Below are 13,399 nucleotides of genomic sequence, written 5' to 3'. Positions count from 1 at the left end.
CCCGAAGTTCGGGGCTTTTTTGTATCAGTTCGATGTAAATAACTAAAATTATCACATATTAAGGTTAGCGATGAATAATAAAATTAACCTTGCGCGTGGCCGAACGCTTGATTTTGCAGAGCCTGTGATTATGGGGATCGTGAATGTTACCCCTGATTCATTTTCTGATGGCGGTCAGTTCTTAAATACAACTGCCGCGCTGAGTCATGCGATGCAATTACTTGATGATGGTGCGACCATTTTAGATATCGGTGGTGAGTCAACACGCCCAGGCGCACCTGATGTTAGCCTTGAAGATGAGCTAAAGCGTGTTATTCCTATTATTAAAGCTATTCGTGAGCAAAGTGACTGCGTTATTTCAATCGATACCAGTAAAGCTGAGGTGATGCGCCAAGCGATTGAAGCCGGTGCTGATATTGTCAACGATGTACGGGCATTGCAAGAGCCCGGCGCAATCGATGTGGTTGCACAGTTTCCTGAGGTAGCAGTGTGCTTAATGCATATGCAAGGGCAACCTCGTAGTATGCAACACGCTCCTCACTATAATGACCTAGCAGGTGAGATAAACGATTTTTTTAGCCAGCGAATAGCCGCATGCGAAGCTGCTGGCATTAATCAAAGCCAGTTAATTTTAGATCCTGGTTTTGGTTTTGGAAAAACACTAAAGCATAATTATCAAATATTGGCTCAATTTAACGATTATGCAAAATTGGGACTTCCTTTGCTCGCGGGATTATCGCGTAAGTCAATGATTGGTAATTTATTAAATAGAGACACAGACGATAGATTGGCAGGCAGTTTAGCTGGAGCACTGATCGCCGCACAAAACGGTGCACACATTATTCGTGTGCATGATGTAAAAGAAACCGCAGATGTGCTTGGCGTATATCAAGCCTGCAAACAAGGAGTACTTTAAATGAAAGAAAGAAAATATTTTGGCACGGACGGTGTGCGTGGTTTAGTAGGTCAAGGTCCTATTAACCCAGAGTTTGCGATGAAATTGGGTTGGGCCGCAGGGCGTGTACTCTCACTTCATGGCACTAAAAAAGTCATTATAGGTAAAGACACTCGTATTTCAGGTTACATGCTTGAGACTGCCCTAGAGGCTGGATTAATTGCAGCAGGTATTGATGTTATTCTTTTAGGGCCGATGCCAACGCCTGCAGTTGCTTATTTAGCGCAAACGTTTCGCGCTGAAGCGGGGATAGTGATCAGCGCATCACATAATCCTTATTATGATAACGGCATTAAGTTTTTCAATGGCCAAGGTTTAAAGTTAGATGATGAGGTAGAGCTACAAATTGAAGCGATGCTTGACGAGCCTATGACCTGTGTTGCTTCTGACAAGTTAGGTAAAGCAACACGTTTATCTAGCGCTGATGGCCGTTATATTGAATTTTGTAAAAGCCAGTTTCCACAAGGATTGTCCCTGGAAGGAATTAAAATTGTTTTAGATTGTGCTAATGGTGCTACATACCATATTGCTCCTTCTGTAATGCGAGAGCTTGGTGCAGAGGTGATCACTCATGCATGTGAGCCAAATGGCGTAAACATTAACCATGAATGTGGCGCAACCCATGTTGATACATTAAAGCGTAAAGTACTAGAGCATAAAGCGGATGTTGGTATCGCCTATGATGGCGACGGCGACCGTGTGATGATGGTTGATCATAATGGCCGCGTATTCGACGGTGATGATTTGGTTTATATTATTGCTTGCCAAGCTGCACAAGATGACAATTTAGGCGGTGGTGTTGTTGGCACGGTTATGTCGAATATGGGACTTGAAAATGCGTTAAAAGCAAAAAACATTGCTTTTGCTCGCAGTAAAGTCGGTGATCGTTATGTGATGGAACTGCTGCAGCAAAAAGGCTGGAAAATTGGCGGTGAAAGCTCAGGGCATGTGTTGAATCTAGATTTAATCAGCACGGGTGATGGCATCATCTCAAGCTTACAAGTGCTTGCTGCTATGGTAGCACAAAATCGTACACTTCAAGACTTAGGAGCCGGTTTTACTAAGTACCCAATGAAAATGATTAACGTACGTTACACTGCCGGTACTGATCCGACCCAAGCACCCGAAGTGCTCGCTGCAGTTGCTGAAGTAGAGCAAAGCTTAGCAGATAAAGGGCGCGTATTACTGCGTAAATCAGGCACTGAGCCTGTAGTACGAGTAATGGTTGAAGCTGAGCAAGAAAAAATAGTAATAGATAGTGCACAGAAAATAGCAGCGGTTGTTGAATCTATGAGCAAACAAACTGATTGATAACAATAACCTCTTGTAACTTTGGGCGAGTCGAGTTAATATCTCGCCCGCTTTCTAATGTGGAGTGGAAAAATGGCAGCACGCAAAGCGATGGTCGCAGGCAACTGGAAAATGAATGGTTCATTAGAACTCGTTCAACAACTGTCTGATGCTATTAACGATGTTAAATCTTCTGAAGTAAACATTGTTTTATTTCCTCCGTTTCCTCTAGTCCCAGCAATGATTGCAAGTGGTGTAACAACAGGCACGCAAACAGTGTCTGAAAATACCCCAGGTGCGTTTACTGGAGAAGTAGATGCAGAGCTAATTAAGCAGCTAGGTGCGAAATATGTACTGGTTGGTCACTCTGAACGACGCAGCATATACAAAGAAAGCAATGATACCGTTGCTGCAAAATTTGCTCGCGCGCAACAAGTAGGTCTAACGCCTATTTTATGTGTTGGCGAAAGTGAAACAGAGCAAGAAAGCGGTCAAACAGAACAAGTAGTTGCTGCGCAGATTGACGCAGTAATTAATAAATTAGGTGTAGCAGCACTAAAAGAATCTGTGATAGCATATGAGCCCGTTTGGGCTATAGGCACAGGTAAGACTGCATCGCCTGAACAGGCACAAAGTGTTCACAAATTTATCCGTGACAAAATTGCTGCACTAGATAGCGATTTAGCACAAGGGCTAACCATCTTATATGGTGGTAGCGTTAATGAAAAAAATAGCGAATTATTATTTGCGCAAACAGATATAGACGGCGGCCTAATTGGAGGCGCAAGTTTAAAAGCAGAATCATTTACTGCTATCTGCAATAGTGCAAAAGGGACCGTATAAGATGTACGAAATTTTATTAGTAGTGTATTTAATTGTAGCTTTAGCGCTTGTTGGTATGGTTTTGATCCAACAAGGTAAAGGTGCGGACATGGGGTCATCATTTGGTGCCGGCGCATCGTCTACAGTTTTCGGTTCTTCTGGGGCTGGGAATTTCATGACGAAAACGACAACGGTATTAGCTACAATCTTTTTTGTGCTTAGTATTGTGTTAGGTAACCTAACTGCCGGTCAAATTAAAAAGACTGACGAATGGGAAAACCTAGAAGCGGCTCCAGCTGTTGAAACAGTGACTCCAGTTGAAGAAGATGTGCCAGTCACATCAACTAAAGAGCAAAGCTCTGACGTACCAAATTAATTTAGTTATAAATCGTTAAGTTGTTTATTTGCCTCAAATAAACATGCGGACTTAACACTAAGCAATAGCTTAAAAAATGCGGATGTGGTGGAATTGGTAGACACGCTACCTTGAGGGGGTAGTGCTTTCGGGCGTGGGGGTTCAAGTCCCCCCATCCGCACCAAATACAAAAACCAGTAACAGCAATGTTACTGGTTTTTTTGTGCCTAAAATTTAAAATATTAAACAACTCTTTTAGGATTAATGTTGATCATTGAGTAGAACACTCTATATTTCAATTGTTAGTGTTTACAAAAGAATATTACGGTATATTTAACTTTATGTATAAAAAGCGTCTAAAGTTAAAAATAAAGTTAACATTTATGCATCTTAAGCCGATAATAACTATAGATAATTAAACGGAGTAAATGAATATGGCTTCAGGTTTCTCTTTTAAAAACCTCAGCATTACTAAAAAAATACATGCAATTACATCTATAGCGATCATCGCATTCTTAGTAATCGTTTTGGTTAACTACTTTGCCATGAACGAAAATCGCATATCACTCAATGAAATGGAGAAATCGTCTTATAAAGTAGCCAAATTAACCTTGGCTAACGTAAGTATTTTAGAAAAATTAGATGAATTATACACCCAGGCTGTAACCTTTGGTGAGCAAGACTTAGTAACAAAGGCGAGTGAAACCTATGCGCAGTTGGTTACTAATCTTGGTGCGATTGAGGCAATTAATACCTCTTATATTGATAATGATACAAAAACACGACTAGCTAATTACGAAAAAATATCTGCAACTATTGCCAATGGTATGGTTAATGGCACGGCAGATTTCAGTAAAATTCAACAACAAGCTCAGCTTAAAACAAGCCTATATGAAGCCGTATTAACCAGCTTTAAAAGCGCACAGCAAAAAGCAGATGATCGCTTTTTCCAGCTTGTTGCTAATACAAAAGCACGCTCAGATGACGCACTTAACTTAATGCTGGTTGTTGCGGTAGTTTCATTAGCACTGTTATTACTTATGGCTATTTGGATAGCGCGTAATATCGGTTCATCAGCCAGTGATGCCGCTAATAATTTAAGCCTTTTGGCAAGTGGTAAAGGGTCGTTAAGTACCAAGCTTGCTGTTAACTCAGAGGATGAAATAGGACAGGTATCTATAAACTTTAATGCTTTTATTAGCCTGCTTAGAGAAACCGTTTTAGAAGTCATCGCGGTATGTGAACCGTTAATGGAAAATTCAACCCGTCTTGTACAAGGGATGGAGCGAGCGGAGAGAGCGACCACCAAACAAACCACCGATGCAGATGTTGTTAAACAGTCGATGGAAGAAATGAAGCAAAGCGTGGGTGATATTTCACAATCAGCTGCAAGCGCATCTAATGCCGTGCAAACCGCAGAAAAAGAAGTAGATCAAAGCCGAATACAAGTAAAAATGTCTGTAAATGCGTCGCGAACGCTAAGTGATGAAATTAATATAGCGGCCAGCACCATTAATAAGTTAGCTGATGACACTAAAAATGTATCGCAAATATTAAATGTAATTACATCCATTGCTGAGCAAACAAACTTATTAGCCCTAAATGCCGCAATAGAAGCTGCACGCGCGGGTGAACATGGCCGAGGCTTTGCCGTGGTTGCAGATGAAGTCCGTGAGCTTGCCTCTCGTACGGCGCAGTCAACTAATGAAATACGTGAATTGTTAAGTACATTAAGTGTGGCAGCTAATGAATCTGTAAGCGCGATGACCTCTGCAAGAGATATGGCAACCGATAATGCTAGTGCAGCAGAGCAAACCGGTGTTTCGATTGAAAAAATTGCAGAGCAAATACTAGAAATTAATGGCATGAACTCGCAAATTGCAGCTGCAACAGAAGAGCAAACCTCTGTTGCTGCAATGGTTGTAGACAACGTATCTAATATGCATGTTTCATTTGAAGATACTATGAGCTCACTAAAAGCAGTAAGAGATGTGGCTAAAAACTTACATTACCTTTCAGATAACTTATTAGATGCAACTGCTAAGTTTAAAATTGAGTAGTTGCTAAAGCACATTACTTTAACGTTTTATGATTTTGTAAAACGTTAAGGGATAAAAAAGCCCGCAATAAAGTATTTATTGCGGGCTTTTATTTTAATTTAGCAGATTAATACTTACCCACTACTTTAACTTTATCACTTACTTTGGCACTATCGATATAGCCAATTGCATCTGCATTAGCAGCGACAAAATCAATCACAGCTTGGTCATTATCAAGTTTACCCGGCGGTGTGCCTTTACCGGTAAATACGAGCTTTGACCAATAGGCATTTAATTGACTACCCGATTTACCAACAAGTTTGTCGTTAAATTCATCAGCGACTGCAGTGCCATTTTGATTAACAGGGTTCACTTTGGTGCCATCGGCAAACGATTTGCTCTTGCCAAGGTATATTTTTTTAATATCGTCTTGGCTTACTGCATTAGCATTCGCAGGGTTAATGATGACTGCAACTTCAGCAAAAACTGCTGAGCTACATAATGTTAGCATGCTGGCTAAAATTAATTTTTTCATGGTTCGCTCCAATTAAAATACTAAATCAACGCCAACGGCCACTACGTCGGTTTCAGTATTTGTTATGTCATCTTTTAAGCGGCTAAAGTCTACTTTTAAGGCAGCCATTGGGTGGAAATCATAACGAGCACCAATAGTGTACACATTACTTTTTGCTTTAGAGCCTTCCAAAACTTGGTTAAGGCCAGCATTTAATTGCGGCACAGTTGGGATTGCATTATAACGATTACTGTCATGCTCATCATCGTTATTTTCATAGGTTAAATGAACAAGCCATTCATCCATACGGTAGCCTAAGGATGTGTAATATTGAGTTTGCTTAGCGAGCGCACTGTTATCTACTTCAAACTGTGTGTATTCAGCGTCAAACAAGATATTGTTGTAATCAATTGAAAAGCCAAGCGCTAAAAATGCACCATCGTCTTCGTCAATAGCAATACTGTTTGCTTGGTCAACAAAACCTGAGTTACGAAGGGCTTGTTCTAAGCCGTTAAGGGCCATACCTTCGGCCGTATCATTTTCAATCTCAATACTCGTTTCGGCAACAAAGTAAGCAGCGCGAGCACTGAACCAATCGTAACTTAATGTCCAGTTTAACCCTGCAATATCATTAAGCTCGGTATCACCATTTACAGATACTACGGCAATATTATCGTCGAAGCTGCCGTAAATAACCTGTAGAGTAGAGTCCCAATCACCAAGCTGAGTTGTATGTAATAAGCTTAGGCCTTCATAGGTTGAAAAAGGTAAGTTATATACAGACTGAGGTGGGCGCACCCAGCGGTAGGTATAGCCAACATCTAAAAAGTCAGAGTAACGATAAAACGGTGCACGCATTTTACCAGCACTGATCTGTAATTCGTCAGATATCTCATAAGTTAAGTATGCCCATTCAAAATCGGCATCAAAATCATTTTCGCCGCGAGCCACTATTTGGGCTGTAGCGGATAGCTTCTCTTGCAAATCAGCAGTTAGCTGAAGAGCAAATACGCTTTCATTTTTGAATGAAATATCATCATCATATCCATATAAAGTTTGATCACTATCGAGCGACTTACCACCGACAATAGAAGCAAACCCATTAATACGAACTTCAGCACTCGCGTTGCTTGTGGCAAGTGCGCAACAAATTGCTACTGCTACAGATAGTTTTTTCATTGTGTATCCTATTTAATTTCATGTGTATCCCGCTGCAGTATAAGACGAGTATTAACTTTTTTCTAATTAAAATTAATAAATTAAGTACTTTTCACTACCTTTTTGCAACAGGAACACATGACTGTGATTGAAAATTAAGGCTTTTATATTTTAAGGTAATGTAACTAGCTGAATTTTTTAAATTATTTATGATGAGATAATATTTACTGCAGTACGTATTAAGTAGTAATTATTTTTTTAGTTATAAACGTGAATTTATATTTTTTAGGTTATCTTGGCACCAACGAATTGCTTGCTGTTTATTTTTGACCGCTATTTTTTTATAAATTTTATGTAAGTGCACTCTCACCGTCGCTTCACTTATAAATAAACTATCAGCAATAGCACTGGAATGAAGTCCGCTAAAGAGTAGATTGAGTACTTTAATTTCTTTATCGGTTAGGTTAGTTGTTTGCAAAGCGTTTTTTTGCTCTGTATCGAGCATTTGGCGCATCCAAATGTCACTAATGGTTCGTGGAAACCACAATTCACCTTGTTTAATTGCATCTAACCCTCTATTGAACAACTCTTCACTAGTATCTTGATAAAAAAGACCTTTTAAATTTGGCCATTCTTTGAGTGAAGCCGCATCGGTATTTTTAGGGATATTAAAAATAACGAGCCCTTGGTAATTATTTGTATGAATAAATTGGTTTAAAAGTTCGTAATTAGTAAGAGAATTTAGGGCTGAGTAGCATACCAACAATATGTCGTTATTCAATGTAGTAAAAAATAATGGATTATAGTGGTTGTTGTTAAAAAGCATGTTAGCTGATTGTGAGGTCTGTTTTTTTGTCATGCTTTTCACCTAAAAATGGTTTTACTGTAGACTTAAATATAAAGGGTCTTTGGATATTGTCATAATCTCATGTAGCTTTAATGTATTTTTCACAATAAATTATGTGTGCGATTTATGCACAATATGGCTGCTGGCTAATGTTAAAGTCTTAATTTAAAACCAAAGTTGCGTCATTATTGAGATAATTAGTTCAGATTAAAAACTGAAAATTAATTTTTTTGTATAAACTAAAGTTAAATATACATTTTGTAACTTTTATGTAATACAATACACTCCCAGAGGAAAGATGCATCTAAGCATCTTTTTTTATGCCTACAGTTTATGTTTACATAACATATAATGCATAATTAAATTAATACCCTTTGGAGAAAACCTTGAAATTACGCACACTCTCACAGTTAAGTTTAGCGGTTATTGCAGCCCTAACAACTTCCGTAAATGCACAAGAAGCTAAAACCACTGCCAAACAAGACGCGTTTGAAAAAATTGAAGTTACAGCACGTAAACGTACCGAGAGCCTGTTCGAATCTCCAACTGCAATTACATCAATAGGCGCTAACCTTATTGATAAAGCCAATATGGGTAACTTAGAAGACATTGGCAAATACGTTCCTAACTTAAACATTACTCGTTATGGTGTTGGTAACGCGGCACATGCTTCTGTATTTATTCGCGGCATTGGTTTACAAGATCACATTATAACAACCGATCCCGGTGTAGGTGTTTACCTAGATGGCGTTTACCTAGGTCGCCAAATGGGGTCTAACTTATCGCTTCCTAATGTTGAGCGAGTTGAAGTTCTACGTGGACCACAAGGCACGCTTTATGGCCGTAATACATTAGGTGGTGCAGTAAACGTAATTACTAAGCAGCCTGGTGATGAAGGTATTTTAACGACAACTGCTAAAGTGGGCAGCCGTGGGCGTATTGCTGGCGATATTTACTTTAATAATGCACTAACCAATGACTTAAGCATGTCAGCCAGTGCGTCATACAAACAACGTGACGGTGTAGGTACGGCGGTAAATTTAGCTAACCCTGAAAAAGAAATTGGTGAAGAGCAAGAGTTTAGTGGTCGTATCGCGCTTAAATACGAAGCCACCAGCGACTTAGCGTTTACTTTCTCATTAGATGGGGTTGATAATGAATCAGGTCAATCACCTTATACTATTGAACTAACAGATTCATTAGATTCAAATGATGTATTCAATGGCGATTTCCCATTATTAACTGAAGACTTAATTCCATCGAATCCAGATGATTTAGGCACAACAGTTGCCGGTATTGAATCAACCTCATATTCAGGTTGGGGTACGTCATTTACCGCTGATTGGGCAATTAATAACACGTATACAACTAAGTTTATTTCAAGCTACCGCACCTCTGAGTATGAAGGTGGCTTAGATGATGATGCATCACCACTTAACTTATCTGAGTTCCCAGAAGTAGGCGGTGCAGATCAATACTCTTTTGAAGTTCAGTTAAACGCAACGTTTGATAAAATGGACTTTGTATCGGGTCTATACTTCTTTAATGAAGATGGTTTTACTCGCTCAGAAGATTTTGTATTTAGCCCGTTTAACACGCCAAATGGTCTGTTAAATGATGGAGTTACTCCGTCATTTGGTGGCTTTGGATTTTTTGAAATCAATCAAGAAACAAACTCATACGCAGCTTACATTAATGGTAGTTACGATTTAACGGATGATTTAACAATTGGCGGTGGTCTTCGTTACTCAGAAGATAAAAAAGACGCGAATGCGATTTTCCCAAGCTTTTCAGAGCGTAAATACATTAGTGCAGACTTTAATGCAGTGACATGGGATATTAATGCTTCATATCAGCTTAGCAATAATATGAATGTGTACGGCCAAGTACAAAAAGGCTATCAAACAGGTGGTTTCCCGCCGCGCCCATTTGGTGGTCCAGATCAGTTTGTATCGTTTGATGAAACCAAAGCAGTTAACTACGAAATTGGTTTAAAAGGCCAAGTACATGAAAATGTGTCTATGATGCTTGCGATGTTTGTTACCGACTACACTGACTTAGCACTACCATTCTCAGATCCAACTGCGGGTGGTGGCTTTGTCACTATCGTTGAGAATGCAGGTCAGTCTAAAGCGCAAGGTATTGAACTTGAAACCACAATTGCAATAACTGATGACTTTACTATTCGCAGTGCGGTAGGTTATTTAGACTCAGAGATTACCGAAGTCGCCGAGGGCGTACAAGGTATTGGTAAAGGTGATTCACCAGCATTGACTCCGCGTTGGACAGTGATGGTTGCGCCTTCTTACTTTGTAGATTTAAGTAATGGTGGCACAGTTGCATTGAATGCAAATTACTCATACCGCAGTGAAATGCAAGGTCAATCAGTTTTCAATAAGAGTGAAACGATTGATTCGCGTGAGCTCGTTGGCTTTAATATTTCTTACACTAACCCATACGGTGATATGGAAGTGACGTTATATGGCGAAAACGTATTAAACGAAGTTTACGATGTAGGACGTCTACAGCAAACTGGCTTTGTTGGCGTTATGCGCAGTAATGATCGTAGTGAGTTTGGTTTAAAATTCAAAAAAGACTTTGAACTATAATTTATATTTTACTTTAAAAGTAAAACAAAAAAGGTAAGCCATAGCTTACCTTTTTTTTATGGTTAAAAATAATTAACCTTCTTTATGTTCTTTACGTGCCTGCTCAATTTCTGCGGCAATTTCACGTGCTTTTTGCTTGGTTTTTTCAGTCAGCTCGCCAGCCGCTTCTTTGCTTTTAATCCATGCATCAACAGCTACTTCTTTGCCGTCGTCGTACATGTCTAAGCCCATTTCTTTACTTTCTTCAAGTAGCTCGTTTAATGATTCATCATTTTTAAGCTCATTGGTTTTTTCCTTTACTTCATTCCAAGTTTCATCAAGCTTTTCTTTCACTTGAGCGCTTGTTTCTTTTGCATCTTGTTTTACTTCGTTGGCATCTTCACAGCCAGTTAACGTAATTAAAGTGCCTAATAAAGCTAAACCTGCTAATTTCTTCATTTACTATCTCCTTTAGAGAAAATTATATTTCAGGGGTAACTATACAACAATGAAAATGAACATAGCTGTAACAACACGATTAAGTTTTAAACTAATGGACGAACATGATTGGCCGCAATTATACGAGCTCGATCAAGACCCAGCCGTTATGCAGTATTTAACACAAGGTAAACCCACTTCGCTTGAAGAGATAAAAACAGTCAGTATTCCTAGAATGCTTGCTTATCGTAACGAGCAACAAGGGTGGGGGTTATGGCAAGTAACCTTGCGTGAAAGCAATACCTTTATAGGATGGGTGCTTGTTCGGCCGATGGGCTTTTTTTCAGATACGCCTGATTTTAGTGATATTGAAGTGGGCTGGCGGTTTAAGCAAGTGAGTTGGGGCAAAGGGTATGCTATCGAAGCGGCAGGCGCTATTTGTTCAGAGCTTGAAAAACAACGCCAAGTAAAGGCAATTAGCGCTACAGCACTGACCTCAAATGTTGGCTCAATTAATGTTATGAAAAAACTCGGTATGCAGCTTAAACATTATTATATTCATACAGAGGATGGCTCAAATTTAACAGCCGTACTTTATTCAAAGTCATGTGGATAATCTAACAACAATCCTAAGCTCTTTAAATGTGGCGTATAAATATTGACCTAGTGTTTGTTACTGTGCATTAATGTTTGCCATCAATGTATAAAAATAACCTAAGGATATGGGATGGGAACACTTTTTTCACCACGCAAGCTAATTATTAGCAGTGTCTTAATAATACAAGTAGGCTTTTTTAATGTAGCGGCTAAACAAAGTGCGGTGGCGATGCCCGACACATTTAGTGCCCACGCTGCAAAAGCCGTGTTAGAGCAAGGCGGCAACGCGGTTGATGCAGCTATTGCTGCTCAGTTTGTATTAGCCGTTACGCTCCCCGAAGCGGGTAATATTGGTGGCGGTGGGTTTATGCTTATCCATAAAGATGGAAAAGGTGATTTTATAGATTACCGCGAAACCGCGCCCAGTGCCGCGCATCGTGATATGTATTTAGATGAGCAGGGGCAAGTAATTGAAAATAAATCTATTTACGGCATACACGCTAGTGGCGTGCCTGGCAGTGTCGCAGGAATGTGGTTAGCCCATAAAAAGCATGGTACGTTACCGTGGAAAGCGTTAGTGCAACCTGCGGTAACATTAGCAGAGCAGGGCTTTGTTGTGCCTGAAAAGTTGGCTCAGCTGATTGAGGACTATATAGCGCATCTAAATAATAAAAACATTAAAGTAAATTTTGCCAGTTATTTTGCTACAGCTACGGCAGGTGCGCTTTTTAAACAACCAGAGCTAGCTGCCACACTCAAACGCATTCGCGATGACGGTCAAGATGGCTTTTATCAAGGTGAAACTGCCGCAATTATTGCAAAATTTATGCACCAACATGGCGGGATCATTAACCAAGATGACTTAAAACGTTATCGTGCTAAATCGCGGACTCCTATAAAAGCGAACTGGAATGGCTACCAAGTGCTTACTTCACCGCCACCAAGTTCAGGCGGCATTGCTATATTGCAATGGCTGAAAATGTATGAGCTTAAAAAACCAACGCCTGCACAACAACATAATTCAGTAGGGTATGTGCATTTATTGGCTGAAATAGGTAAGCGAGTATTTGCCGATAGAGCAGAGTACTTAGGCGATCCTGATTTTTACCAAGTACCTACAGCAAAACTACTTGCAGAAAATTATCTTAAAAACCGTAGTAGCAGTATAGATTTAAAGGCTATTTCAACCACCGAAAACATTAAACCCGGTTTAAAAGAAAGCGAGCAAACCACTCACTTTTCCATTGTCGATAACATGGGTAACGCTGTAGCTAATACCACCACCATTAATTTAGGCTTTGGTAGTGGTGTGGTGGTAGAAGGCGCAGGCTTTATTTTAAACGATGAAATGGATGACTTTAGCGCTAAACCCGGGGTTATGAATGTATTTGGTGCCATTGGCGGCAAAGCAAATGAAATTCAGCCGCATAAACGTATGCTCAGCTCTATGACCCCCACTATTTTACTCAGTAATAATCAGGTGAAAATGGTAACAGGGTCGCCAGGTGGCACTACTATTATTAGCTCGGTGTATCAATCGATACTCAACGCGATTGAATTTAATATGAGCGCCGATGATGTGGTAAATAGCCCGCGTTTTCATCATCAGTTATGGCCAAAAAATGTTATCAGAGCACATGCCGGCTTGGAGCCATCAGTAAAACAACAGCTGATAAAAATGGGTTACACAGTGGACGAACGCCACTTTGGTGATATGCATGTGATTATTAATCATAATGGCAAATTAGATGCGGCGTCAGAGCAAAGCGGTAGAGGAAAAGCAATCGTGTTTTAAC

Annotated in this window: 12 protein-coding genes and 1 tRNA gene; 9 read left to right on the top strand and 4 right to left on the bottom strand. The window is 39.8% G+C overall.

The window, feature by feature from the left end; all coding sequences use genetic code 11:
• The first annotated feature begins 70 nt into the window (after nt 1–70).
• The 6 genes from folP to PISS_RS10975 all read left to right on the top strand — a co-directional run bounded on the left by folP (nt 71) and on the right by PISS_RS10975 (nt 5,482).
• Nucleotides 71–916 carry a dihydropteroate synthase gene (gene folP, locus PISS_RS11000; protein ID WP_058155071.1) on the top strand — a complete coding sequence of 282 codons (846 nt, stop codon included), beginning with the start codon at nt 71–73 and terminating at the stop codon, nt 914–916.
• Nucleotides 917–2,266: a phosphoglucosamine mutase gene (glmM, locus tag PISS_RS10995; protein ID WP_013465496.1), complete on the top strand. Its 1,350-nt coding sequence runs from the start codon at nt 917–919 to the stop codon at nt 2,264–2,266.
• Between the two features lie 72 nt (nt 2,267–2,338).
• Nucleotides 2,339–3,088 (top strand): triose-phosphate isomerase, encoded by a 750-nt coding sequence (tpiA, locus tag PISS_RS10990; RefSeq protein ID WP_013465495.1) that lies wholly within the window; start codon nt 2,339–2,341, stop codon nt 3,086–3,088.
• Between the two features lies 1 nt (nt 3,089).
• On the top strand, nt 3,090–3,443 hold the full coding sequence (secG, locus tag PISS_RS10985) for a preprotein translocase subunit SecG (protein ID WP_013465494.1): 354 nt from the start codon (nt 3,090–3,092) through the stop codon (nt 3,441–3,443).
• Between the two features lie 78 nt (nt 3,444–3,521).
• Nucleotides 3,522–3,606 (top strand) — tRNA-Leu (locus tag PISS_RS10980).
• A 250-nt stretch (nt 3,607–3,856) separates the two neighbouring features.
• Complete coding sequence (locus PISS_RS10975; protein ID WP_013465493.1) at nt 3,857–5,482, top strand: methyl-accepting chemotaxis protein; 1,626 nt, start codon at nt 3,857–3,859, stop codon at nt 5,480–5,482.
• Nucleotides 5,483–5,588: 106 nt separating this feature from the next.
• Here the strand turns inward: PISS_RS10975 and PISS_RS10970 are convergent, their stop codons facing one another.
• The 3 genes from PISS_RS10970 to PISS_RS10960 form a co-directional block, all read right to left on the bottom strand.
• Nucleotides 5,589–5,996: a type 2 periplasmic-binding domain-containing protein gene (locus PISS_RS10970; RefSeq protein WP_013465492.1), complete on the bottom strand. Its 408-nt coding sequence runs from the start codon at nt 5,994–5,996 to the stop codon at nt 5,589–5,591.
• Nucleotides 5,997–6,008: 12 nt separating this feature from the next.
• Nucleotides 6,009–7,154: a porin gene (locus tag PISS_RS10965; RefSeq protein WP_013465491.1), complete on the bottom strand. Its 1,146-nt coding sequence runs from the start codon at nt 7,152–7,154 to the stop codon at nt 6,009–6,011.
• Nucleotides 7,155–7,395: 241 nt separating this feature from the next.
• The gene (locus PISS_RS10960; protein ID WP_036953696.1) at nt 7,396–7,992 is read right to left on the bottom strand and encodes a LuxR C-terminal-related transcriptional regulator; all 597 of its coding nucleotides are present in this window, start codon (nt 7,990–7,992) and stop codon (nt 7,396–7,398) included.
• Nucleotides 7,993–8,366: 374 nt separating this feature from the next.
• On the opposite strand from PISS_RS10960, the gene PISS_RS10955 reads away from it, so the two are divergent.
• A complete protein-coding gene (locus PISS_RS10955) occupies nt 8,367–10,589 on the top strand; it encodes a TonB-dependent receptor (RefSeq protein ID WP_013465488.1) in 2,223 nt (740 codons plus the stop codon).
• A gap of 72 nt (nt 10,590–10,661) precedes the next feature.
• On the opposite strand, the gene PISS_RS10950 is transcribed toward PISS_RS10955, so the two are convergent.
• The gene (locus PISS_RS10950) at nt 10,662–11,027 is read right to left on the bottom strand and encodes a hypothetical protein (protein ID WP_013465487.1); all 366 of its coding nucleotides are present in this window, start codon (nt 11,025–11,027) and stop codon (nt 10,662–10,664) included.
• A 49-nt stretch (nt 11,028–11,076) separates the two neighbouring features.
• Between PISS_RS10950 and PISS_RS10945 the strand changes: the two genes are divergently transcribed.
• Together PISS_RS10945 and ggt are read left to right on the top strand one after the other, a co-directional pair.
• A complete protein-coding gene (locus PISS_RS10945; RefSeq protein ID WP_090494398.1) occupies nt 11,077–11,622 on the top strand; it encodes a GNAT family N-acetyltransferase in 546 nt (181 codons plus the stop codon).
• 111 nt (nt 11,623–11,733) lie between these two features.
• Nucleotides 11,734–13,398: a gamma-glutamyltransferase gene (gene ggt / locus PISS_RS10940; RefSeq protein WP_058155069.1), complete on the top strand. Its 1,665-nt coding sequence runs from the start codon at nt 11,734–11,736 to the stop codon at nt 13,396–13,398.
• Nucleotide 13,399 lies beyond the last annotated feature (1 nt).

The organism is Pseudoalteromonas issachenkonii (assembly GCF_002310795.1).
GTDB classification, from domain to species: Bacteria; Pseudomonadota; Gammaproteobacteria; order Enterobacterales; family Alteromonadaceae; genus Pseudoalteromonas; species Pseudoalteromonas tetraodonis.
This window is presented reverse-complemented; position numbering and strand designations above follow the sequence as displayed.